At 70.3% G+C, this 23227-nt stretch carries 19 protein-coding genes; 11 read left to right on the top strand and 8 right to left on the bottom strand.

Annotation, left to right across the window (positions count from 1 at the left end; all coding sequences use genetic code 11):
* Positions 1 to 28: 28 nt before the first annotated feature.
* The gene (gene dxr / locus IM777_RS11325; protein ID WP_194383425.1) at positions 29 to 1111 is read left to right on the top strand and encodes a 1-deoxy-D-xylulose-5-phosphate reductoisomerase; all 1083 of its coding nucleotides are present in this window, start codon (positions 29 to 31) and stop codon (positions 1109 to 1111) included.
* A 1-nt stretch (position 1112) separates the two neighbouring features.
* Here the strand turns inward: dxr and IM777_RS11320 are convergent, their stop codons facing one another.
* On the bottom strand, positions 1113 to 2768 hold the full coding sequence (locus IM777_RS11320; protein ID WP_194383424.1) for a Mur ligase family protein: 1656 nt from the start codon (positions 2766 to 2768) through the stop codon (positions 1113 to 1115).
* A gap of 61 nt (positions 2769 to 2829) precedes the next feature.
* Here IM777_RS11320 and IM777_RS11315 point away from each other — a divergent pair, with 61 nt between their 5' ends.
* Positions 2830 to 4155 carry a M50 family metallopeptidase gene (locus IM777_RS11315; protein WP_228480774.1) on the top strand — a complete coding sequence of 442 codons (1326 nt, stop codon included), beginning with the start codon at positions 2830 to 2832 and terminating at the stop codon, positions 4153 to 4155.
* A gap of 37 nt (positions 4156 to 4192) precedes the next feature.
* On the opposite strand, the gene IM777_RS11310 is transcribed toward IM777_RS11315, so the two are convergent.
* Positions 4193 to 6106, bottom strand: a complete 1914-nt coding sequence (locus IM777_RS11310; protein WP_194383422.1) for an anthranilate synthase family protein — start codon at positions 6104 to 6106, stop codon at positions 4193 to 4195.
* Positions 6107 to 6331: 225 nt separating this feature from the next.
* Here IM777_RS11310 and ispG point away from each other — a divergent pair, with 225 nt between their 5' ends.
* Positions 6332 to 7462, top strand: a complete 1131-nt coding sequence (ispG, locus tag IM777_RS11305) for a flavodoxin-dependent (E)-4-hydroxy-3-methylbut-2-enyl-diphosphate synthase (protein WP_071045382.1) — start codon at positions 6332 to 6334, stop codon at positions 7460 to 7462.
* A gap of 134 nt (positions 7463 to 7596) precedes the next feature.
* Here ispG and pcp read toward each other — a convergent pair whose 3' ends face one another.
* The 3 genes from pcp to IM777_RS11290 are packed head-to-tail and all read right to left on the bottom strand — an operon-like array spanning position 7597 to position 9974.
* The gene (gene pcp / locus IM777_RS11300) at positions 7597 to 8235 is read right to left on the bottom strand and encodes a pyroglutamyl-peptidase I (protein WP_176759457.1); all 639 of its coding nucleotides are present in this window, start codon (positions 8233 to 8235) and stop codon (positions 7597 to 7599) included.
* Between the two features lie 42 nt (positions 8236 to 8277).
* Complete coding sequence (locus IM777_RS11295; protein ID WP_194383421.1) at positions 8278 to 9297, bottom strand: 1-aminocyclopropane-1-carboxylate deaminase; 1020 nt, start codon at positions 9295 to 9297, stop codon at positions 8278 to 8280.
* Positions 9294 to 9974: a GntR family transcriptional regulator gene (locus IM777_RS11290; protein ID WP_194383420.1), complete on the bottom strand. Its 681-nt coding sequence runs from the start codon at positions 9972 to 9974 to the stop codon at positions 9294 to 9296. Before IM777_RS11290 ends, IM777_RS11295 begins: the two co-directional genes overlap by 4 nt.
* Before the next feature lie 77 nt (positions 9975 to 10051).
* Here IM777_RS11290 and IM777_RS11285 point away from each other — a divergent pair, with 77 nt between their 5' ends.
* On the top strand, positions 10052 to 11803 hold the full coding sequence (locus tag IM777_RS11285) for a proline--tRNA ligase (RefSeq protein WP_194383419.1): 1752 nt from the start codon (positions 10052 to 10054) through the stop codon (positions 11801 to 11803).
* Between the two features lie 49 nt (positions 11804 to 11852).
* On the opposite strand, the gene IM777_RS11280 is transcribed toward IM777_RS11285, so the two are convergent.
* Together IM777_RS11280 and IM777_RS11275 are read right to left on the bottom strand one after the other, a co-directional pair.
* Positions 11853 to 12674 carry a DUF1206 domain-containing protein gene (locus IM777_RS11280; RefSeq protein ID WP_194383418.1) on the bottom strand — a complete coding sequence of 274 codons (822 nt, stop codon included), beginning with the start codon at positions 12672 to 12674 and terminating at the stop codon, positions 11853 to 11855.
* 61 nt (positions 12675 to 12735) lie between these two features.
* On the bottom strand, positions 12736 to 14247 hold the full coding sequence (locus IM777_RS11275) for an alanine/glycine:cation symporter family protein (RefSeq protein ID WP_194383417.1): 1512 nt from the start codon (positions 14245 to 14247) through the stop codon (positions 12736 to 12738).
* A 71-nt stretch (positions 14248 to 14318) separates the two neighbouring features.
* Here IM777_RS11275 and IM777_RS11270 point away from each other — a divergent pair, with 71 nt between their 5' ends.
* The 5 genes from IM777_RS11270 (at position 14319) to rbfA (ending at position 21018) form a co-directional block, all read left to right on the top strand.
* Positions 14319 to 16184: an alpha/beta fold hydrolase gene (locus tag IM777_RS11270; RefSeq protein WP_228480773.1), complete on the top strand. Its 1866-nt coding sequence runs from the start codon at positions 14319 to 14321 to the stop codon at positions 16182 to 16184.
* Positions 16185 to 16272: 88 nt separating this feature from the next.
* A complete protein-coding gene (gene nusA, locus IM777_RS11265; RefSeq protein WP_194383415.1) occupies positions 16273 to 17256 on the top strand; it encodes a transcription termination factor NusA in 984 nt (327 codons plus the stop codon).
* Positions 17257 to 17339: 83 nt separating this feature from the next.
* Complete coding sequence (locus IM777_RS11260; protein WP_194383414.1) at positions 17340 to 17612, top strand: YlxR family protein; 273 nt, start codon at positions 17340 to 17342, stop codon at positions 17610 to 17612.
* Positions 17613 to 17668: 56 nt separating this feature from the next.
* Entirely contained in the window at positions 17669 to 20440 is a 2772-nt protein-coding gene (infB, locus tag IM777_RS11255) for a translation initiation factor IF-2 (RefSeq protein WP_194383413.1), read from the top strand.
* A gap of 146 nt (positions 20441 to 20586) precedes the next feature.
* The gene (gene rbfA / locus IM777_RS11250; protein ID WP_194383412.1) at positions 20587 to 21018 is read left to right on the top strand and encodes a 30S ribosome-binding factor RbfA; all 432 of its coding nucleotides are present in this window, start codon (positions 20587 to 20589) and stop codon (positions 21016 to 21018) included.
* A gap of 12 nt (positions 21019 to 21030) precedes the next feature.
* Here the strand turns inward: rbfA and IM777_RS11245 are convergent, their stop codons facing one another.
* Positions 21031 to 21906: an HhH-GPD family protein gene (locus tag IM777_RS11245; protein ID WP_194383411.1), complete on the bottom strand. Its 876-nt coding sequence runs from the start codon at positions 21904 to 21906 to the stop codon at positions 21031 to 21033.
* Between the two features lie 64 nt (positions 21907 to 21970).
* Here IM777_RS11245 and truB point away from each other — a divergent pair, with 64 nt between their 5' ends.
* The gene (truB, locus tag IM777_RS11240) at positions 21971 to 22861 is read left to right on the top strand and encodes a tRNA pseudouridine(55) synthase TruB (protein WP_194383410.1); all 891 of its coding nucleotides are present in this window, start codon (positions 21971 to 21973) and stop codon (positions 22859 to 22861) included.
* Positions 22858 to 23226 carry a hypothetical protein gene (locus IM777_RS11235; protein WP_194383409.1) on the top strand — a complete coding sequence of 123 codons (369 nt, stop codon included), beginning with the start codon at positions 22858 to 22860 and terminating at the stop codon, positions 23224 to 23226. Before truB ends, IM777_RS11235 begins: the two co-directional genes overlap by 4 nt.
* Position 23227: the final 1 nt, after the last annotated feature.

The raw sequence follows: 23227 nt of genomic DNA, 5'->3' as shown, positions 1-23227 counted from the left end.
ACGCGTGCGGCGTCGGTAGTCTGACCGCATGCGGCGCGTCATCGTTCTCGGTTCCACCGGCTCCATCGGCACGCAGGCGCTCGAGGTCATCCGCGCGAACCCGCGTCGTTTCGACGTCGTCGGTCTGTCCGCTCACTCCTCACGCGACGCGCTCTCCGCCCAGGCGGAGGCGTTCGGCGTGGAGCACACGGCGCTCGGGGCGGAGGAGGCCGCCCAGCTGGTGCACGACGTCGAGGCCGACGTCGTGCTCAACGGCATCACCGGTTCGGTGGGGCTGGGGCCCACACTCGCGACCCTGGCCACCGGCACGACGCTGGCCTTGGCGAACAAGGAGTCGCTGATCGTCGGCGGGGATCTGGTGCGTCGTGCGGCGCGCCCCGGACAGATCGTCCCGGTCGACTCGGAGCACTCGGCCATCGCGCAGGCCCTGCGAAGCGGTGAGAGGGCCGAGGTGCGCAGGCTCGTCCTCACCGCGTCGGGAGGTCCCTTCCGCGGGCGCTCGCGCAGCGACATGGCGACCGTCACTCCGCGTGAGGCGCTCGCGCATCCGACCTGGGACATGGGCAGGGTCGTGACGACCAATTCCGCCACGCTGGTGAACAAGGGCCTGGAGGTCATCGAGGCGCACCTGCTGTTCGATGTGCCGTTCGAGCACATCGACGTGGTCGTGCACCCGCAATCGATCGTGCACTCGATGGTCGAGTTCGTCGACGGATCGACGATCGCTCAGGCGTCGCCCCCCGACATGCGGCTGCCGATCTCTCTCGGCCTGGACTGGCCGCATCGCGTCGGCGGGGTGGGTGCACCCCTCGACTGGTCGAGCGCCACCTCGTGGACGTTCGAACCGCTCGACGACGAGGCGTTTCCGGCCGTTGCGCTGGCCAAGCAGGTCGGTCGTGCGGGATCGACCTTCCCCGCCGTGTTCAACGCGGCGAACGAGCAGGCCGTCGACGCGTTCCACGACGGCGCGATCGCTTTCACCGACATCGTCGAGACGATCGCCGCCGTGGTCGATGCGCACGAGCCTCCGACGGAGCTCACGCTCGAGACCCTCGCCGAGGCCGAGCGCTGGTCGCGTGAGGCGGCGGATCGCGCCGTCGCCGCGGCCTGAGTCAGCGCGACGGGCGCAGCGGGTCGGAGTCCGGCGTCTGGTCGTCGGGGTACGGCACGGGCCAGCGCGGTTCGGGCACCGGCCATCCCCTGTCGCGCAGAGCGCGGCGGGCGAGCTCGCGAGCCGAATACGGTGTGCGCACGCCGCGGATGTCGCGGTAGTCCTGGTGGCCGGGCCCGGCCCACAGGATCGCATCGCCGTCGCCGACGAGCTCGACGGCCTCGCGGATGGCGCGCTCCGGTGGTGAGAATTCGCGGATGTCCGCGTCGGGCCGCGCCCGGCGCGCGCCCTCGACGAGGCTCGCACGGATCGCGTCCGGCTCCTCATGGCGGGGGTGATGGTCGGTGACGATCAGGATGTCGCTGCCGTCGACGGCGGTGCGGCCCATGTCGTGTCGCTTCGTGGTGTCGCGGTCGCCGTCCGCGCCGAAGAGCATGAGGACCGTGCCCGGCGTGACGCGCCGGACGGCGGCGAGGGTCTTCTCGAAGGCGTCGGGGGAGTGCCCGAAGTCGACGTAGACGGCCGGGCCGGTGTCGCCGGAGACCAGTTCCGTGCGACCGGGCAGGTACGCCTCGATGCGGCCGCCCTCGAGCGCCGCGGTCAGCCGCTCCCACGGGTAGCCGGCCTCCAGGATCATGACGATCGCGAGACCCGCGTTGGCGGCCATGTGACGACCGATGACCGGCACGGTCGTCTCCAGCCGGCGGCCATCGCGAGCGGCGAGCGCGAAGCGCGTGCCGATCTGCTGCTCGTCGATGATCTCCACGAGCCAATCGGCGCCCGCGGCAGCGTCGCGATCATCGGCGATGTCGGGAGTGCCGATCGTGACGCACGGCACCTCGCACGCCGCGACGACATCGGCCCCCGATGCGGAGTCGAGGCTGATGACGGCGCGTCGCGAACGGTCCGGGCGGAACAGCGGGAGCTTGGCCTCGAAGTACTCGGCCATGTCGGCATAGTCGTCGAGATGGTCGTGGGAGAGGTTCGTGAACCCGGCGACGTCGAACATCATCCCGTCGACGCGTCGCCGCGACAGCGCCTGCGCGCTCACCTCGACGGCCACGGCCTCGACGCCGCGTTCCCGCATCAGCGCCAGCAGCGCGTGCATCTCGTAGGCCTCGGGCGTGGTGAGTCGCGACACGATGATCTGTCCGGCGATGTGGCGCTCGGCGGTGGACGAGAGTCCCGTCACCGCGCCTATCTGGGACAGGATGCCTTCGAGGAGGTGCGACACGCTCGTCTTGCCGTTGGTGCCGGTCGTGCCGAGCAGGAGGGGCAGGTCGTCGTCGGCGCCGGTCGCGTAGACACGCGCCGACATGTCGCCGAGAGCCGCTCGCGGGTCGTCGACGACGAGCACCGGGATGCCGGCCGTGCGCGCGATCGCCTCTCCGGCGGCGTCGGTGACCACCGCGACCGCTCCGGCGGCGGCGGCATCGGCCGCGAACTCCGCGCCGTGCCGGTTCACCCCGCGCACCGCGACGAAGACGTCGCCCGGTCGCAGGTCCGCGGTGGCGAGCGTGATGCCCGACAGCGTGACGCCGGCGAGGTCGTCCGAAGAGCGCGCGCCGACCTCGCGCGCGAAGTCGGCGAGGCCGTGCGTCGGCGGATTCTCGGGCCGGAGCACGGGTGGCAGATGGGAGGCGGTGTCGGTCGGCATGGCGGCATCCATCCTCTCACCTCGCGGCCTCTTCATAGGCAGGCGCGAGTACCGTGGGGTCGTGATCGCATTCGTCATCGGCTTCGCCCTGCTCTTCGTGGGCCTCGCCGTGTCGATCGCCCTGCACGAGATCGGTCACCTGGTGCCCGCCAAGCGCTTCGGGGTCCGTGTCGGGCAGTACATGATCGGCTTCGGGCCGACGCTGTGGTCCCGCCGTTTCGGTGAGACCGAGTACGGCGTGAAGGCCCTTCCGATCGGCGGCTACATCTCCATGGCGGGAATGTATCCGCCCACTCCCGCCGAGCGTGCCGGCGAGGGACGCGCCGGCGGCGGATTCTTCGCCACGATGGTTCAGGACGCCCGTGCCGCGAACGATGAGACCGTCCACGGCGACGGCGACGATCGCGTCTTCTACCGGCTGCCGGTGTTCAAGCGCGTGATCATCATGCTCGGCGGACCGGTCATGAACCTGTTGCTGGCGATCGTCCTGTTCGCCCTGCTGGCCTCCGGCATCGGATTGTCCACGGCGACGACGACGGTCGCCGCCGTGTCGGAGTGCGTGGTGCCGGCATCGTCCGCGGGTGCGGAGTGCACATCGGCCGACCCCGTCGCACCCGCGGCGGAGGCGGGGATGCTGCCCGGCGACGAGATCGTCTCGATCGACGGTACGCCCGTGGCGAGCTTCGACGAGGCCTCGGCGATCATCCGCGACGCCCCGGGCGAGACGCTCGAGGTGGTGGTGCTCCGCGACGGTGCCGAGACGACGCTCGCCGTGACCCCGCTGCTGACCGAACGCCCCGTGACCGATGAGGCCGGGCGAGCCGTCACCGACGAGAACGACGTCGCCGTGACCGAGGAGGTCGGATTCATCGGCATCTCGCCGGTCAGCGAACTGCAGCCGCAACCGATCTGGGCGGGTCCCCAGATGGCCTTCGAGAACGTCGGTGCCGTGGCGGGCATCATGTGGCAGCTGCCGGTGAAGGTCTGGAAGACCGGCGTCGACCTCGTCACCGGGGGAGAGCGTGATCCCGACGGACCGCTGAGCATCGTCGGTGCCGGCGTCATCGCCGGTGAGGTCGCCTCCGCGGAGGCCCCGATCCTGAACCGGGTCGCCGGCATCCTGTCGGTCCTGGCCTCGCTGAACATCGCCCTGTTCGTGTTCAACCTCATCCCGCTGCTGCCGCTGGACGGCGGTCACGTCGTCGTGGCGCTGTGGGAGGGGGTCAAGCGGGCGTGGGCGAAGCTGCTGCGTCGTCCGCCTCCGGCTCCGGTGGATGCGACCAAGCTCGTCCCCGTGACCTTCGTCGTGGTCGTGTGCCTGATCGCGATGGGCGCCGTGCTGATCCTCGCCGACATCGTCAATCCGATCTCGATCTTCGGCTCCTGAGCTGCGCCGTCCCGCCGATCGCGGGTCTTCGCAGCGCTCAGGCGGGGGTGTCGGCGAAAGCCTCTGCGACCAGCCGCTCGAGGGTGCGCAGCCCGTCGCGCGACAGGATCGACTCGAGGTGTCCCTGCACCGAGGCGAATCCCGGCCCGCGCAGCGCATACACCGCGCCGGATTCGGGGTCGGCGGAGACCTCGGCCTCGCCGATGCGGCTCGTTCCGGCGGGCACCGTCGCGGTGAAGGTGTTGTAGAACCCGATCGAAGCGGGCTCGCCGAAGATGTCGACGCGCAGCTGCACACCCTGGTGCGGGCGCGCCAGCGGAGCCAGCTCGATGCCGAGGCTGTCGGCGAGGATCTGATGGCTGAGGCACACGGCCAGCAGGGGCCGGCCGCTCGCGCGCCGCATCGCCACGACCTCGCGCATCCGAGCGATGCGCGGGTTCTCGAGTCCGCGGGGGTCGCCGGGGCCGGGACCGCACACGAGCAGCTCGGCGCCGACGATCTCTTCATCGGTGGCGGCGTGCCACGGGGTGATGGTGACGTCGAGGCCCAGGTGGCGCAGCTGGTGCGCGAGCATCGTCGTGAACCGGTCCTCGGCATCCACCATCACTGCGCGGTGTCCGGCGAAGGGGCCGTCGGTGCCGCCGGATTGCGGATTGAGCCAGAAGTCGGCGAGGCGGGAGTTGCGCGAGGCGAGCAGGCTCGCGACATCCGGGTCTTCCGCGAGCCGCGCGGGAGGTCCGGTGGGAGCGTCGTCGTCGCCGGCGGATGCGGACGTGTCACGCGCGACGGCGCCGATCGCGCCGAGCACCCCGGCGGCTTTTCCGTGCGTCTCGCCGACCTCTCCGTACGGGTCGGAATGCCGCACGAGCGTCGCGCCGACCGGCACCCGCAGCGCCCCGTCGACGAGGTAGGCGGTGCGGATGAGGATCGGCGCGTCGAGATCGTGCGTGGGCTCATCCGGAACCTGCGTCGGGCGCGGCGTGAACAGGGCGGCGACGCCCGAATAGTATCCGCGCGGGGAGGTCTCGTGCCGGGCGATGACGGTGCAGGCGTTCTGCATCGGGGATCCGGTGACGGTGGGTGCGAACATCGTCTCGCGGAGGATGTCGCGCGGGTCGAGGCGGCTGCGTCCGCGCAGCATGTACTCGGTGTGCGTCAGCCGCGACATCTCCTTCAGGCGCGGTCCGGTGATGCGGCCGCCGTCGGAGCACACGGCGCTCATCATCTTCAGCTCCTCGTCGACGACCATGAAGAGCTCTTCGGTCTCCTTGGTCGATTCGAGGAACTCGCTCAGCGTCGCCACGGTGGCGCCGCCCTGCGGGTGGCGGAACGTGCCCGAGATCGGGTTCATGGTGACCACGCCCCCGGTCGCGCTCACGTGCGCCTCAGGGCTCGCGCCGACCGCCACGTGACCGTCGGTGACGATGGCGAAGGTCCAGTACGCGCCCTGCTCGTGCTCGGCGAGCGCGCGGAACCACGTGAGCGCGGCGACGCGCGGGTCGGCGTCGACCGAGGCCGTGAAATCACGTCGGATGACGAAGTTCGCTCCTTCGCCGCGGCCGATCTCATCGGCGATCACTCGGCGCACGATGTCGGCGTAGTCGTCGTCGGCGATGTCGAAGCCGGCATCGGAGAGGGTGACCGGCGCTCCGGGGAGCTCGGCGAGCACGTCTGCTCGCGGGAGGGAGGTGTGCTCGTCGACGAGCAGGCATCGCAGCGGTGCGCCGTCGTCGTGGCAGACGAAGCCCCGCTCGCGCACCTGCCGGAACGGCACGAGAGCCAGCACCTCCCGAGGCGTGCCGTCGCTTGCGACCAGCGGGATGTCGCCGAGCAGGTCGACGTCCACGACCTCGCCGGTGAGCACCTCGACCGTGTCGGCATCGCGGGCGATGAGAGCGAAGGGAGCGTCGCAGGCGGCCAGGGCAGCGAGGGAGGGGGCAGGCGTGCTCATCGGGTTCTCTCGTCGGATGGGCGGTCGGCCCTTGCAGAGAAGAGGACCGCCCGTGTCAGTCAGGGGCGGTCTGTCGTTCGCGCGACAACCCACCGCCTATGCGGTGAGCCACCAGTGACGTCGCGGGAACATGCGCCGAACCTACCACAGGCCCGTGAGGCCGCCTGCGGCCGTGCCGGGTGCTCCACGGCGTACCCTGAAGAGGTGCCCGCAGTGAACATCGGTATGCCGAGTGTCCCCGACGTGCTCGCGCCCCGGCGCCGGAGCCGGCAGATCCGCGTGGGGAAGGTGCTGGTGGGCGGCGACGCGCCGGTCAGCGTGCAGTCGATGACGACGACGCCGACGACCGACATCAACGCGACCCTCCAGCAGATCGCCGAGCTGACCGCATCCGGATGCGAGATCGTGCGCGTCGCGGTGCCGAGTCAGGACGATGCGGACGTGCTGCACATCATCGCGAAGAAGAGCCAGATCCCGGTCATCGCCGACATCCACTTCCAGCCCAAGTACGTCTTCCAGGCCATCGACGCGGGGTGCGCGGCCGTTCGCGTGAATCCCGGCAACATCCGCAAGTTCGACGACCAGGTCGGCGCGATCGCCCGTGCGGCGCAGGCCGCCGGCGTGTCGCTGCGCATCGGCGTCAACGCCGGCTCCCTCGACAAGCGGCTGCTGGAGAAGTACGGCAAGGCGACGCCGGAGGCCCTCGTGGAGTCGGCGGTGTGGGAGGCGTCGCTGTTCGAGGAGCACGACTTCCACGACTTCAAGATCTCGGTCAAGCACAACGACCCGATCGTGATGGTGAAGGCCTACCGGCAGCTCGCCGAGCGCGGCGACTGGCCGCTCCACCTCGGGGTGACCGAGGCCGGGCCCGCCTTCCAGGGGACCATCAAGAGTGCGACGGCGTTCGGCATCCTGCTCTCCGAGGGCATCGGCGACACCATCCGCGTCTCGCTGTCGGCCCCTCCCGCCGAGGAGGTCAAGGTCGGCCACCAGATCCTGCAGTCCCTGAACCTGCGCGAGCGCAAGCTCGAGATCGTCTCGTGCCCGTCGTGCGGGCGCGCGCAGGTGGACGTGTACACCCTCGCCGACTCGGTGACCGAGGGCCTCAAGGACATGACGGTGCCGCTGCGGGTGGCCGTGATGGGATGCGTCGTGAACGGCCCGGGCGAGGCCCGCGACGCCGACCTGGGGGTCGCCAGCGGCAACGGCAAAGGCCAGATCTTCGTCAAGGGCGAGGTCATCAAGACCGTTCCGGAAGCGGACATCGTCGCCACCCTCATCGCCGAGGCGAACCGGCTCGCCGATGACATGGGTCCGGATGCGCCCGTCGGCACGGCGCAGGTCCTCACCTCCTGACCCAGCCCCGCGCCCGCCCGCCCGCCCGCGCCGCGCCCGCCGATGTCGGAGAATCACGCCGATGTCGGAAGATTCGGGCCGATTCCTCCGACGTCGGGCGGATTCTCCGACCAAGCCGCCGGCGCAGGGGTGGGTCAATGGATGCTGCCGGCCGGCGCCGAGAGGTCGTGCGGGGTCGCGAGCGTGGTGGCGATCGCGACGTGCAGGGCCGCGGCGATGTCCGCGAGCGGCACCGCGGGCTGGCCCTCCGGGGCGTGCGCGGTGTCCCACGGCACGTGGATGAAGCCGGCGCGCGTTCCGGGGCGCGACGCGGCGCCCTGCGCGGCGACGTAGAAGACGTGGTTGCACACGTAGGAGCCCGCCGACAGGGAGACCCGCGCCGGGATGCCGCCGGCCGAGACGTCTCGTGCGATCGCCTTCACCGGGAGTGACGAGAACAGGGCCGCGGGGCCGCCCGGCACGCACGGCAGATCCACCGGCTGCGCGCCGTCGTTGTCGGGAATCCGCGCATCCTGCAGGTTGATGGCCACCCGCTCGGGGGTCACCGCGTCTCGCCCGCCGGCGAGTCCGGTGGAGATCACGATGTCGGGACAGTGGCGCTCGATGAGTTCCTCGAGCCGCACGGCGGCACCGGCGAAGGTCACCGGCAGCACGTCGGTGACCAGATGCGCGGCGCCGTCCCATCCGCCCGCCACCAGGCGCACCGCGTCGCCCGACGGGTTGGTCGGATCGGCGGCGAACGGCTCGAAACCGGTCAGGAGCACGGTGGTCACCCGATCCACCCTAGATCGCCGGTCGCGCGCCGTCGGGCGAGGTCACTCCCACAGCGCGTGATAGGCGTTGATCGCCGGCTGACCGCCGAGATGGGCGTACAGCACGTTCGAGTCGGCGGGGATGTCGCGGTCGCGAACGAGGTCGATGAGCCCCGCGAGCGACTTCCCCTCGTACACGGGGTCGGTGATCATCGCCTCCAGCTGCGCGCCGAGGGCCATGGCCGCCATCGTCGACTCGACGGGAATGCCGTACAGGTCCCCGGCCCAGCCCTCGAGCACCTGGATCTCGTCGTCGCGCAGGTCGCGGCCCAGCTCGATGAGATCGGCGGTGTGGCGCGCGATACGTGCGACCTGGTCCCGCGTCTTCTCGAGCGTCGCCGAGGCGTCGATGCCGATCACGCGACGCTTCACGCCGGTGACGTCCTCGAGGGCGGCGAAGCCGGCGATCATGCCCGCGTGCGTGGAGCCGGTCACCGTGCACACGACGATCGTGTCGAACGTGATCCCGAGCTGCCTCTCCTGCTCGGCGAGCTCGAACGCCCAGTTGGCGAAGCCGAGGCCTCCCAGCGGATGCTCGGAGGCGCCCGCCGGGATCGGGTAGGGCGTGCCGCCGGCCTCCTCGACCTCACGCAGCGCGTCCTTCCAGGAATCGCGGATGCCGATGTCGAAGCCGTGATCGTCGAGTCGCGAGTCGGCGCCCATCATGCGCGAGAGCAGGATGTTGCCGACGCGATCGTTGGTGGGGTCGTCCCACGGCACCCACTTCTCCTGCACGAGGCGCGCCTTGAGCCCGAGATGCGCGGCCACCGCGGCCACCTGACGCGTGTGATTCGACTGGTAGCCGCCGATCGAGACCAGGGTGTCGGCGCCGGAGGCCAGCACATCCGGCACGATGTACTCGAGCTTGCGCACCTTGTTCCCGCCGAAGGCGAGGCCGCTGGAAACGTCTTCGCGCTTGGCCCAGATCTGCGCTCCACCGAGGTGCTGGGTCAGTCGCTGCAAGTGCTGCAGCGGGCTCGGCCCGAAGGTGAGCGGATGACGGGGGAACTGGTCGAGCTTCACGGGGTCTCCTCGTGTCGGGGGTCGGTGGGGGAGGCGTCGATGACGAGGCTCTGCCAGGTCTCCTCGGCGAGCGCCGCCGCGGCCTCGGCATCGCCGGCAGCGCACAGCTCGATGAACCGGTCGTGACGGGCTGCGGAATCCCGGCCCTCCTCGACCGATGCGAACCGCAGTCGCTCCGCGCGGTGGAGGATCGGCTCGTACTGCGCGATCACCGCCCGGGCGGCCGAGTTGCCGCACACGTCGACCGCGACGGCGTGGAAGGCGGTGTCGGCGACCAGGGCGCTGTCGGCGTCGCCGGCCGCGTGGGCGGCCGTGAAGCGGGCGTTGGCCGCACGCATCCGATCGAGGTCGACGGCGGTCATGCGGGGCACCGCCGTGAGGACGGCGAGTCGGTGCATGGCGGCGACGACCCGTTGCGCGTCGCGCACGCCCTCGCGCTCGAGGGGCGAGATCACGGTCGATCGTCCCGGCGAGGAGCGCACGAGTCCGGCGCGCCCCAATTCGAGGAGGGCTTCGCGCACCGGGGTTCTGCTGACGCCCAGCCACGTCGCGAGATCGGCGTCGCGCACCTGCTCACCCGGGGTGAGGGTTCCGTCGACGATCGCATCGCGGATGCGTTCGAGAACATCGTCGCGCAGGAGGGGGCGCGGAGGTCGGACCTCCGTAGGGATGGGCATGCAATATATTGCATGCCCATCCAGCGTCATCTGTCAAGCGCGATGCCGCGTCGTCGCGGTCCGTACACTTGTCGATCGTGGTCACCCGTCTGTCGCACCTGTTCCTCCGCACACTCCGAGAAGATCCCGCGGATGCCGAGGTCACCAGTCACCGGCTGCTCGTCCGCGCCGGGTACATCCGCCGGCAGGCTCCGGGCATCTTCGCCTGGTTGCCGCTCGGGCTCCGGGTGAAGAACCGCCTCGAGCGCATCATCCGCGAGGAGATGACCGCGGCGGGGGCCCAGGAGGTGCACTTCCCGGCGCTCATGCCGAGGGAGCCGTACGAGGCGACCGGTCGATGGGAGGAGTACGGCGACGGGATCTTCCGGCTGAAGGATCGCAAGGACGCCGACTACCTGCTGGCGCCGACGCACGAAGAGGCCTTCACCCTCCTGGTGAAGGACCTGTACTCGTCGTACAAGGACCTCCCCCTGACGATCTACCAGATCCAGGACAAATACCGCGACGAGGCGCGTCCGCGCGCCGGTCTGCTGCGCGGCCGTGAGTTCACGATGAAGGACGCCTATTCGTTCGATGCGTCCGACGAGGGCCTCGATGCGTCCTACATGGCGCAGCGCGATGCCTACGAGCGCATCTTCCAGCGGCTCGGTCTCGACTACGTGATCGTGCAGGCCGACGCCGGTGCGATGGGAGGCTCGCGGTCCGAGGAATTCCTGCACCCGACGCCGGTCGGTGAGGACACGTTCGTGCGCAGCGCGGGCGGCTACGCGGCCAACGTGGAGGCCTTCGCGACCATTGCGCCGGAACCGGTCGCCATCGAGGGACAGTCGGCGCCGGTGATCTTCGACTCGCCGAACACGCCGACCATCGCCACCCTCGTCGACCACTGCAACGCCCACCTGGACGGCCGGTTCACCGCCGCGGACACCCTCAAGAATGTCGTGCTCGCCCTCAGGCACCTCGACGGTACCCGCGAGCTCGTCATCGTGGGAGTGCCCGGCGACCGCGACGTCGACGACAAGCGGGTCGAGGTCGCGTTCGCGCCCGCCGAGGTCGAGCCCGCAACCGACGAGGACTTCACCCGCCATCCGGGCCTGGTCAAGGGGTACATCGGGCCGTGGTCTTCCGGAGGTGCGGTGCTCGGTGAGGGATCGACGACCGGCATCCGCTACCTGGTCGATCCGCGCGTCGTGGACGGCTCGCGCTGGATCACCGGCGCGAACATCGATCAGAAGCACGTGCACTCACTCGTCGCCGGCCGCGACTTCGTCGCCGACGGCGTGGTCGACGTCGCGAGCGTGCGAGAGGGCGACCCCGCTCCGGACGGCTCCGGGCCGGTGTCACTGGCTCGCGGGATGGAGATCGGGCACGTCTTCCAGCTCGGCCGCAAGTACGCCGAGGCGCTGGGGCTGAAGGTGCTCGACGAGAACGGCAAGCTCGTCACGGTCACCATGGGCTCCTACGGCATCGGTGTCACCCGCATCCTGGCCATCATCGCGGAGCTCAACAACGACGAGCGCGGTCTCATCTGGCCCGCCTCGGTGGCGCCGTTCGATGTGCACGTGGTCGCAACCGGCAAGGACCCGGTGGCCTTCGAGCTCGCCGAGACGCTCGCCGCACAGCTGGAGCACGGGGGGCTGGATGTCGTCTACGACGACCGCCCGAAGGTGTCTCCCGGGGTGAAGTTCGGCGACGCGGAGCTGGTCGGCGTGCCGCGCATCCTGATCGTCGGCCGCGGTGCGGCCGACGGCAACGTCGAACTGTGGGACCGTCGCACCGGCGAGCGCGTGACGCTCCCGGCCGCCGACGCGGTCGCCGCCCTGACCTGACGCCCCTCTTGCCGTCGCGACGGTGACGTCGTGACGGCGGCTCGTCGACCTAGTCGTCGAGGCGTGCGTACTTTCCGCGCAGAATCGAGAAGACGCCATAGGCGATGAACCCGAACCCGACGCCGACGACGAGCGCCGGGCCGTAGGGGAGACCGACCAGCGTCTGGATGGCGCCGTCGAGGCCGCCTGCGGCATCCGCGTCCACGCGGACGGCGGCGACGAGCACCAGGACGCCCACCGTCACCAGCGAGATCCCCTTGGCGATGTAGCCGATGACGCCGATCACCACCACGGTCCTCCCCATCGCGCCGGCGGGGAGATCGACCTTCTTGCGGAATCCGCGGCGGATGCCGATGACGACGAATCCGACGCCGATCCCGCCGATCACGAGTGCCCCGGCGCCCAGGAGGAACGGACCGCCGGGGAGGGAGAGGACTCCGCGGCTGACGTCTTCGGTGCTCTGCTCGCCGTTCGGACGCGCGCCCAGGGCGACGGATGCGGCGATGCCGCCGAGGGCGAGGTAGACGACCGCGCGCGCCCACAGCGAGCCCCGCCGGCCCCACTTCTTCGCCGTCCCCTTGTTGCCGGGGCGATCGCGTTGCAGGGATCCGTCGAGCACGTACCAGGCGCCGAGCGCCCAGAGGCCGGCGGCGAGGGCCCACAGCGCCAAAAAGCCCATCGGGGCGGCGGCGAGCGCCTTGAACGCGCCTGACTGGTCGCTGTCGGCGTTGGCTCCGAAGGCGATGGAGACGATGATCGCGCCGAGGATCAGATGCAGAACGCCGTTGGCGACGTAGCCGAGGCGAGCGGCGATGCGCACCGCCGGCGTGGAGCTCGCGTCGCGCGCGGCGGCACTCGCGGATGTACCCATGCGGCAAGGTTAGCCGCGGCCCCGGGCGTGCCTGCGGGGTTGCCCGTCGCTCGCGGATATGTCAGTCGCGCGCGGACCTCTCGTGCAGGTGGTCGCGGTGCTTCTCCGCCTGGCGACCGCGGGTCGTGAGATCGATCGGCCCGGTGACCGACAGCTCGTCCTCCCACACCTCGATGTTCCTCACGCCGGGCAGCCGGTCACGGGTGAAGACGGGGTCCTTGCCTTCGCGCCGCTGCTGCGTGTAGTCGCGAAGGAGCGCGAAGGCGATGCCCGAGAGCAGGCCGATCGCCACGAGGTTCACGAGGGCCATGAAGCCCATCGCGCCGTCGGCGAAGGTCCAGACCACGTCGGCGGACAGCAGCGCTCCGATCAGGACGGCGGCGATCGCGGCGATCCGGTAGCCGAGCAGCGCTCCGCGACTGCGGGTGATGAACTCGATGTTGCTCTCGCCGTAGTAGTAGTTGCCGAGGATCGAGCTGAAGGCGAGCAGGAAGATGATGACGCTCAGCAGGATGTTCGACCACTCGCCCAGGGTGCCGATGACGGCACCCTGGGTCAGGTCGATGCCCCGCTCGGCGTTCGCCAGATCCGGAACCGACACCAGGATGATGAACGCGGTGATCGAGCACACCAGGAACGTGTCGAAGTACACCCCGAGTGTCTGCACGAGGCCCTGTTTGACCGGATGCGTCACGGCCGCCGAGGCGCCGGCGTTCGGCGCCGAGCCGAGACCCGCCTCGTTGGAGAACATGCCGCGCTTGACGCCCGTGAGGATGATGTATCCGAGCGTCGCGCCCACGACCTCGTTCGGCCCGAACGCCTGGGTGAAGATCGTCGCGACCGCAGCGGGCAGCCGGTCGATGTTCAGCGCGACGATCACCAGCCCGATGAGCAGGTACAGCAGCGCCATGAGCGGCACCAGGAGCTGGGTGACCGAGGCGATGCGGCGCACGCCGCCGAAGATCACCAGCGCCATCAGCGTGCTCAGGACGATTCCGATCACCCACGGCAGCCAGGCGGAGGCGGAGTCGTCGAGGCCTCCGGCGATCGTGGCCTGGATGGTGTTGGCCTGCAGCGAAGAGAAGGCGACGGGGAAGCAGATGATGAGGATGACGGCGAACACCACGCCCATCCAGCGGGCTCGCAGTCCGCGCTGCATGTAGTAGGCAGGGCCGCCGCGGAAGCCGTCAGCATCGCGCGTCTTGTACAGCTGCGCAAGGGACGATTCGATGAACGCCGACGCACCGCCGATGAAGGCCATCAGCCACATCCAGAACACCGCCCCCGGACCGCCGATGGCGATCGCCGTGCCGACGCCGGCGATGTTCCCCACTCCGACGCGGGAGGCGGCGGAGATCGTGAACGCCTGGAACGCCGAGACCGACTGGGGCTTTCCCTCGGCGGTGCGCGGCGTCTTGTCGGTGAGGGTGCGGAACATCTCCGGGATCAGTCGGAACTGGACCACCCCGGATCGCACGGTGAAGTACAGCCCGAGCAGCACCACGATGGGCAGCACCAGCCACGTCCAGAGATTGTCGCCCCATGTGGCCAGCCACGCGCTCACATCCGCCATCCGGTCAGTATGGCGGTGATCGGGCGGCCGCGTCGATGCCGCGCCCGTTCCGGCGTGCCTATGCTGACGAGGTGAATCGGGTGGATGCGTGGCGACGGGGGCTGAACGCCCTGCCGCGCCTGATCGCCGGCGCTCCGCCGATCGTGGTGATCCTGGTCGGGGGTCTCGCGCTGCTGCTGGGCGCTCTGATCGTCACGAGGCCGCTGACCTCGCTCCTGCTGCTCACGGTCTACGTCGGACTGAGCGCGCTCGTCTTCGGACTCGTCCAATTCGCCGCACCCCACCAGGAGCGCGGATGGGCCGCCCGGATCTTCGCGGCGCTGTGGGTTGTGCTCGGCCTCGCGATGCTGCTGGGACTGGGACGCACCCTCGAACTCCTTCCGGTCGCCCTGGCGCTCCTTCTCCTCGTCGGCGGTGCGCAGGCCGTCGTCGATGCTCTGGTCGGCGGCACCCTCAGCCAGCGCGTGCTGTGGGCTGCCTCCGGCGCCGCGCAGATCGTCTTCGCGGTGCTCTCCCTCACCTGGCCCGACGTCACGGTGCTGGTGGTGGCCGTCGTGTTCGGCGTGCGCACCCTCGCATTCGGCGTGTCGACCGTCGTTCGCGGATCGGTCGCCTTCACGCGGGCCCCCCACGAGCGCGATGCCGCACTGTTCGCCCGATCGGCGCTCAGCATCGAGGAGGTTCATGACCGACGCGGGCGCGTGTGGGCGGCCACCGGCCGCTATGCGCTGGCCGTCCTCCTCGTGGCCGTTTCCGCCGGCGGCTGGTGGCTCAACGACTGGCTCCAGGATGGCGCGCCCGTCGTCGACGCCTTCTACGATCCGCCTGCCGTCGTCCCCTACGACCACGGGCAGCTGATCCGCGTGGGTGACTTCTCGGGTCAGCAGCCCGACGGTGCCGAGGTTCAGCGCATCCTCTACACCACGCGTGACGCACTCGGGCAGCCTGCCGTCGGCAGTGCGCTCGTCATCTCGCCGACCGCCCCCACACGTGGTCTGCGCCCCGTGGTGCTGTGGAATCACGGCACCACCGGGGTCGCCCAGGGGTGTGCGCCGAGTCTGCGCGACGCCGCCGCGACGACGTGGTCCGTGCCGAGCCTCGACGAGGTGATCGACAACGGGTGGATCGTCGTCGCTCCGGACTACTCGGGGCAGGGGGCGCCCGGCACCTTCCCCTACCTCATCGGACTCGGCGAGGCGCGCTCGTCCCTCGACGCGGCCGTCGCGGCGCGGCAGATGGACGACCTCTACGCATCCACCCGCACCGTCGTGTGGGGCCACTCCCAGGGCGGGCACGCCGCGCTGTGGGCGTCGCAGATCGCCGACAGCTACACGCCCTCGCTGCAGGTGCTCGGGACGGCTGCCATCGCGCCGGCGGCCGATCCCCACGCCCTCGCCACCGAGCTGCTGCGCGAGGGTGCGTCCGTGGAACTGTCCATCCTGATCTCGTGGGTGCTCGTGCCCTATGCGGACACCTACGACGACGTCGAGCTCGCCCGGTACGTCGCCCCCGGCGGCGAGGCGATCGTGCGCGAGATGACACAGCGGTGTCCGTCCGAACCGGGTGTCGTCATCTCGGTCGCCACGGCGCTCGGCGTCTCGGAGGATCGTCCGCTGTACGTCGAGAACCTCGCGGCCGGACCCCTCGGGCAGCGCCTGCGCGAGAACACGCCGCAGGGTCCGTGGGAAACGCCGTTGCTGATCGCGTGGGGCGGGGACGACGAGGTCATCCCGCCGGTGCTGCAGGAGCGTTTCGTCGCCGACCTCTGCGAGCAGGGGGAGCACGTGCGCTTCCTCGAGTACGAGGGGTACGAGCACCTGAACGTGATGCAGCCGCGGTCCGCGCTGCTGCCGGTGCTCGTGCGCTGGACGAAGGACCGGTTCGAGCTGCGCGAACCCGCGCGTGACGACTGCGTGGCCGGAGCGCTCCCCGGCTGAGCGGATCGCCTCCGGGGTGATCGGGTAACGTATACGGGATGCCGTCGGCCACGCCGCGACGGCGTGAGAGCTGAATAGGGAGGTCGACGTGGACATCGATCTGGGTCTGCTGCGGACGGTCGAGCGCGAGAAGGAGATCCCCTTCGACGAGCTGGTGCGCATTATCGAACAGGCGATCCTCACCGCGTACGCGAAGCACAGTTCGCCGTCCGGAGAGGTCCCTGACGGAGCTCGTGCGCAGCTGGACCGAAAGACCGGGCACGTGGCCATCTTCGTGCCCCTGCAGGATGACTCCGGCGCCGTGATCGGCGAGGAGGAGACCACTCCCGACAACTTCGGGCGCATCGCCGCCTTCGCCGCCAAGCAGGTGATCAGTCAGCGCCTGCGCGACATCGCGGATGACGCCGTGCTCGGAGAATTCCGCGGCAAGGAGGGCGACATCGTCGCCGGCGTGATCCAGCAGGGTCCGAATCCGCGCATGATCCACGTCGATCTCGGAACCGTCGAGGCGATCCTGCCGCCGGAGGAGCAGGTGCCGGGCGAGGAGTACACGCACGGCTCTCGCATCCGGGTCTACGTCACCAGCGTCTCCAAGGGGACGAAGGGGCCTTCGATCACCGTCTCCCGCACGCACCCGGGCCTCGTGCGCAAGCTCTTCGCGATGGAGGTGCCCGAGATCCCCGCCGGTCTGGTCGAGATCGTCTCGCTGGCCCGGGAGGCCGGACACCGGTCGAAGATCGCCGTCAAGGCGAACGATCCGGCGATCAACGCCAAGGGCGCCTGCATCGGGGAGCTCGGCCGTCGCGTGCGCGCGGTGACCGAGGAGCTCGCCGGCGAGAAGATCGACATCGTCGACTACCACGCCGACCTGCCGACGTTCGTGGCCAACGCCCTGTCGCCGGCCAAGGTCACCTCGAGCTTCGTCCTGGACGCGAGCAACAAGGCCGTGCGGGCCCTCGTGCCCGACTATCAGCTGTCGCTCGCGATCGGCAAGGAAGGGCAGAACGCTCGACTGGCCGCCAAGCTCACGGGTGCGAAGATCGACATCCAACCCGATTCGATCCTCGAGTAGCGGGCGGAGCGGGCGTATCGAAATCTCCGTGCGAACCCCGGCGCTCGCCGTCGTGGGAAACGTCTCGGGCGCCGAGGTGTAGGATGGAACCCGTACGAACGTGCGTCGGTTGTCGCACGCGTGCTTCCCGGTCCACTCTCCTTCGGGTGGTCGCCATCGATGACCGGCTCGTCCCCGACGACCGCGCCTCGATGCCGGGAAGAGGCGCGTGGGTCCATCCGACACCCGAGTGCATGACAGCCGCTCTGCGGCGACGTGCTTTCGTGCGTGCATTGCGTGTGTCAGGACCACTTGACGCGCAGACCATCGAGAAACGGCTGAACGGCTATGGAAACAAAGTGAACGGCTCGAAATGAGACCCGTCCGCGACTAACGGTCTGCCCTGCCTGGGTGGACCCCAGACAGGAGAATTGTGGCAAAACCACGCGTACACGAGATCGCTTCCGAGCTCGGCGTCGACAGCAAGGTGGCCCTCGCCAAGCTCAAGGAGCTCGGCGAGTTCGTCAAGAGCCCCTCATCGACGATCGAGCCCCCGGTCGCCCGGAAGCTTCGCGCAGCCCTCGCCTCTGAGGGCGGGTCGGCTGACGCCAAGCCCGCCGCCGGCGCGCCGAAGCCCGGGTCCGCGCGACCCGGCGCGACCGCCCCGAAGCCGGGTGCGGCACCCAAGCCCGGTGCGGCCCCGAAGCCGGGAGCCGCGACGCCGGCAGCCGCAGCGGCGCCCGCCGCGAGCACTCCGAAGCCGGGTGCACCGGCGCCGAAGCCCTCCGCGGACGCACCCGCTTCGCGCCCCGGACCCAAGCCCGCCCCCGGCGGTTCGACGCCGCAGGCTCCCCGTCCCGGCGGCACCCAGCGTCCCGGCGGCAATCAGCGTTCCGGTGGCTCTCCCCGTCCGGGCAACAACCCGTTCGCGTCGTCGCAGGGCATGGGCCAGCGTCCCGCGGGCCCGCGTCCCGGAAACAACCCGTTCGCGTCGTCGCAGGGCATGGGGCAGCGCCCCAACCCCGGCAACATCCCGCGTCCGCAGGCCCCGCGTCCCGGTTCGCCGCGTCCCGGCGCCCCGCGTCCGGGCGGCGCCGGTCGTCCCGGTGGCGGCCGCGGCGGTGCCCCCTTCCAGCAGCGTCCCGGCGGCGCCGGTCGGCCCGGTGGCGGCGGCGGTGCCGGTGGCGGTTTCGCCGGTCGGCCCGGCGGCGGTTTCGCCGGTCGGCCCGGCGGTGGCGGCCGTGGCCGCGGCGGCGGCACAGCCGGTGCCTTCGGCAAGGGCGGCGGCAAGTCGAAGCAGCGCAAGTCGCGTCGGGCGAAGCGTCAAGAATTCGAGATGAGGGATGCGCCGCAGGTCGGCGGCGTCAACGTCCGCAAGGGCAACGGCGAGATCATCCGCATGCGCCGCGGCGCATCGATCTCCGACTTCGCGGACAAGATCGAGCAGCTCGCCGGCTACTCGGTGCAGCCGTCGACCCTGGTGACCATCCTGTTCAACCTGGGCGAGATGGCCACCGCGACGGAGTCGCTCGACGAGGCCACCTTCGAGGTGCTCGGCGATGAGCTCGGCTACAAGATCCAGATGGTCTCGCCCGAGGACGAGGACAAGGAGCTCCTCGAGGGCTTCGGCCTCGACCTCGAGCAGGAGCTCGCGGAAGAGGACGACGACCAGCTCGAGATCCGTCCGCCCGTCGTGACCGTCATGGGCCACGTCGACCACGGTAAGACGCGCCTTCTCGACGCGATCCGTGAGACGAACGTCACCGAGGGCGAGGCCGGCGGCATCACGCAGCACATCGGCGCCTATCAGGTGTGGACCGAGCACGAAGAGATCGAGCGCGCGATCACCTTCATCGACACCCCGGGTCACGAGGCCTTCACCGCCATGCGTGCCCGTGGTGCGCAGGTGACCGACCTCGCGATCCTCGTGGTCGCCGCCGACGACGGCATCATGCCCCAGACGGTGGAGGCGCTCAACCACGCCCAGGCCGCCGAGGTTCCGATCGTCGTGGCCGTCAACAAGGTCGACAAGCCCGACGCGAACCCGGGCCGGGTGCGCCAGCAGCTCACCGAGTACGGTCTCGTCGCGGAGGAGTACGGCGGCGACGTGATGTTCGTCGACGTCTCGGCCCGGCAGGGCACGGGCATCCAGGACCTTCTGGATGCGGTGCTGCTCACCGCCGACGCGGGTCTCGACCTGCGTGCGAACCCGAACAAGGACGCCCGCGGTGTCGCGATCGAGGCCAAGCTCGACAAGGGTCGCGGTTCGGTCGCGACGGTGCTGATCCAGTCCGGAACCCTCCGGGTCGGAGACGCCATCGTCGCCGGCACCGCCTACGGCCGCGTGCGCGCCATGATCGACGAGAACGGCGAGCAGGTCGCGGAGGCCGCTCCGTCGCGGCCGGTCCAGGTGCAGGGTCTGAACTCGGTGCCCCGTGCGGGCGACGTGTTCATCGTGACCGAAGAGGACCGCACCGCGCGCCAGATCGCTGAGAAGCGCGAAGCCGCCGAGCGCAACGCCCAGCTGGCCAAGGCCCGCAAGCGCATCTCGCTCGAGGACTTCACCCGCGCTCTCGAGGAGGGCAAGGTCACCTCGCTCAACCTCATCATCAAGGGCGACGTCTCCGGTGCCGTGGAGGCGCTCGAGGAGTCGCTGCTGAAGATCGAGGTCGACGAGTCGGTGCAGCTGCGGATCATCCACCGCGGTGTGGGTGCCGTCACCGAGTCCGACGTGAACCTGGCCACGATCGACAACGCGATCGTGATCGGCTTCAACGTGCGCCCCGATGCCAAGGCTCGTGAGCGCGCCGCGCGCGAGGGTGTGGACATCCGCTTCTACTCGGTCATCTACAACGCGATCGACGACGTCGAGCAGTCGCTCAAGGGCCTGCTCAAGCCGGAGTTCGAAGAGGTGCAGTCGGGTGTCGCGGAGATCCGCGAGGTGTTCCGCTCGTCGAAGTTCGGCAACATCGCCGGAGCGATCGTGCGAAGCGGCACCATCACGCGCAACGCCAAGGCCCGCATCATCCGCGAAGGCGTCGTCATCGCCGATGGCCTGGCCATCGAGTCGCTGCGCCGCTTCAAGGACGATGTCACCGAGGTCCGCACCGACTACGAATGCGGTATCGGCCTCGGCAAGTACAACGACATCCAGATCGGCGACGAGATCGAGACGACCGAAATGGTGGAGAAGCCGCGCGGCTGACCATTTGCTGCTCCGGAGGCTGCCTTCCCTTCGCTCGCAGAGCGGGGACCCCGCCCGCTTCGCGGGCACCCCGATGCTCGCTCTCGGGAAGGCAGCCTCCTCGCGGCCGCGAAGACAGCCGTCGGCGATGAGGAGAAAGAGTGACTATGGGAAACGAACGACAGGCGCGACTGGCGGACCGGATCCGCGTCCTCATCGCCGAACGTCTCGAGAAGGGGCTGCGCGACCCGCGGCTCGGCTTCGTCACCATCACCGATGTGCGGGTGACCGGAGATCTCCAGCACGCGTCGGTGTTCTACACGGTGCTCGGAGACGAGAAGGAGCAGGCGTCGTCGGCTGAAGCACTGCGCGCAGCCACCGGGATGCTCCGCAGTGAGGTGGGACGCAAGCTCAGCGCCCGCCTCGTGCCGACCCTGGAGTTCATCCCGGACGGGATTCCCGAGAACGCCGGCCACATCGAGGAGCTTCTGCGCGAGGCGCGTGAGCGGGATGAGGCCGTGGCCGGGATCGCTGGAACGGCGAGCTTCGCCGGCGAGGCGGACCCCTACAAGAAGGTCCGCGACGACGACGAGGAATGAGCGCGTCGCGTTTCAGCGCGGCAGTCGGAGCATCCCGTCGACCGCCTCGATGAGCCCATCGGCCACGAGGGAGTCGATCGCGCGATCGCGCTGGACCGGGTCCGGCCACGCGGGGATGACCTCCTCGGCGGAGACCTGATGCACCTCGATCTCCCGCAGCGCGGCGAGGATCGCGCCGCGCGCCTGTCGGTCGCTTCCTTCGTACTTCGCCTGCTTCTTGCGGGTGTCGCCGGTGTCGGGGTATCCGGCCGCCCGCCAGGCGCACTCGGCGGAGACGGGGCACGACCCGCATCGCGGTGATCGCGCGGTGCACACCAGCGCACCCAGCTCCATCGCGGCGGCGTTGAAGCATGCGGCGGCGCCGTCGTCTGACGGCATGAGCGCCTCCATCGCCGCGAGGTCGCGACGATGCGGCGCGCCAGGGTGAGCCTGACCGTCGATGATCCGCGCGATCACCCGCCGGGTGTTCGTGTCGACGACCGGATGGCGGTCGCCGTAGGCGAACACGGCGACGGCGCGGGCCGTGTAGTCCCCGATTCCGGTGAGTGCGAGGAGATCCTCGACCGAACGGGGAACGATGCCGCCGTGGCGCTCCGTGATCTCCACGGCGGCGCGATGCAGCCACAGGGCGCGGCGCGGGTAGCCGAGGTTGGCCCACTGCCGGACGGCGTCGGCCGGGGGAGAAGCGGCCAGAGCCGCGGGCGTGGGCCAGCGTCGCAGCCACGCCTCGAGCAGCGGGATCACCCGGTTCACGGGTGTCTGCTGCAGCATGAATTCGCTCACGAGCACGCCCCAGGCGCCGAAGCCCGGGTGTCGCCAGGGGAGATCGCGCGCGTTGTCGGCGAACCAGGCGTTCAGCGGCGTGGCGATCTCGGCGCTGCGGGGCATCCCTCCAGCGTACGATCCGATGCCGCGCACGGGGCGGGCGGGCCGGGCCACGTAGGCTGGGAGGATGCGTCCCGCCCCCGGCATCCTGCTCGTCGACAAGCCGGGCGGCCCCACGAGCCACGACGTCGTCGCGCGTGCGCGGCGCGCACTCGGAACGCGGAAGATCGGCCATGCGGGGACCCTCGATCCCATGGCGACGGGCCTCCTCGTGCTGGGGGTGGAGGCGGCCACCCGCCTGCTCACCTTCGTCGTCGGCCAGGACAAGACGTATCGCGCGACCATCCGGCTCGGAGTGGCGACCGACACCGACGACGCGGACGGCCAGGTGACGGGCCGGATCGACGCCGGCGGCGTCTCACCCGACGCCGTGACGAGCGCCATCGCGCACCTTCGCGGAGACATCTCGCAGATCCCCAGTCGCGTGTCGGCGATCAAGGTCGACGGGCGCCGCGCGTATGACCTTGCGCGGGCGGGCGAGGATGTCGAGCTCGCCGCTCGAGAGGTCACGGTGTCGCGCTTCGACGTGATCGCCGAGCGCCGCGAAGGCGACATCCTCGACCTCGACGTGGTCGTGGACTGCTCCAGCGGGACCTATATCCGGGCGCTCGCACGCGATCTCGGCGCCGCGCTGGGCGTGGGCGGTCATCTGACGGCGCTGCGGCGCACGCGCGTCGGATCGTTCGACGTCGCCGATGCCTCGGCGCTCGATGACCTCGATGCGGCGCGGATGATGCCGGTCGCCGCGGCGGCGTGCGCGGTGCTGCCGCGGCTCGAGGTCACCGCCGACCAGGCCCGTGACTTGCGACACGGCAAGCGGCTGCACGGACTTGCCGCGACGATCGACGCCCCGCGCGCCGCGGCGATCGCGCCGGACGGGACCTTCGTGGGGGTCGTGCGTCCGCGCGGCGACGATCTGCGGAGCGAGATGAACATGCCCGAGGAGGCCGGGGCGTGATCGAGTGGTTCACCTACGTCCAGGTCGCTGTAGCCGTCGTCGCGGGTGCCCTGTGCATCGTGCTCGGCCTCGCCGGACGCCGCCCGAGCGACCTCACCGTGGGCTCGCTCGCGCTGGTCGAGCTGCTGCTTCTCGCCCAGGTCGTGATCGCGATCATCGCCCCGTTCGCCGGCAACCCGCCGACCGGGAGCCTGCTCGAGTTCTGGGTCTATCTCGTCAGCGCGGCGCTCGTTCCGCCGGCGGCGGTGCTGTGGGCACTGCTGGAGCGGAGCCGGTGGAGCACGGTCGTCCTCGGCGTCGCCGCGCTCGCGGCGGCGATCATGGTCTACCGCATGCAGGTGATCTGGGCCGTCCAGATCGCGTGAC

Origin of the sequence: Microbacterium luteum (assembly GCF_015277875.1) — a bacterium.
Classification (GTDB): domain Bacteria; phylum Actinomycetota; class Actinomycetes; order Actinomycetales; family Microbacteriaceae; genus Microbacterium; species Microbacterium luteum.
Note: the sequence above shows the minus strand (reverse complement) of the source record. Positions and strands in the feature narration are given on the sequence as shown.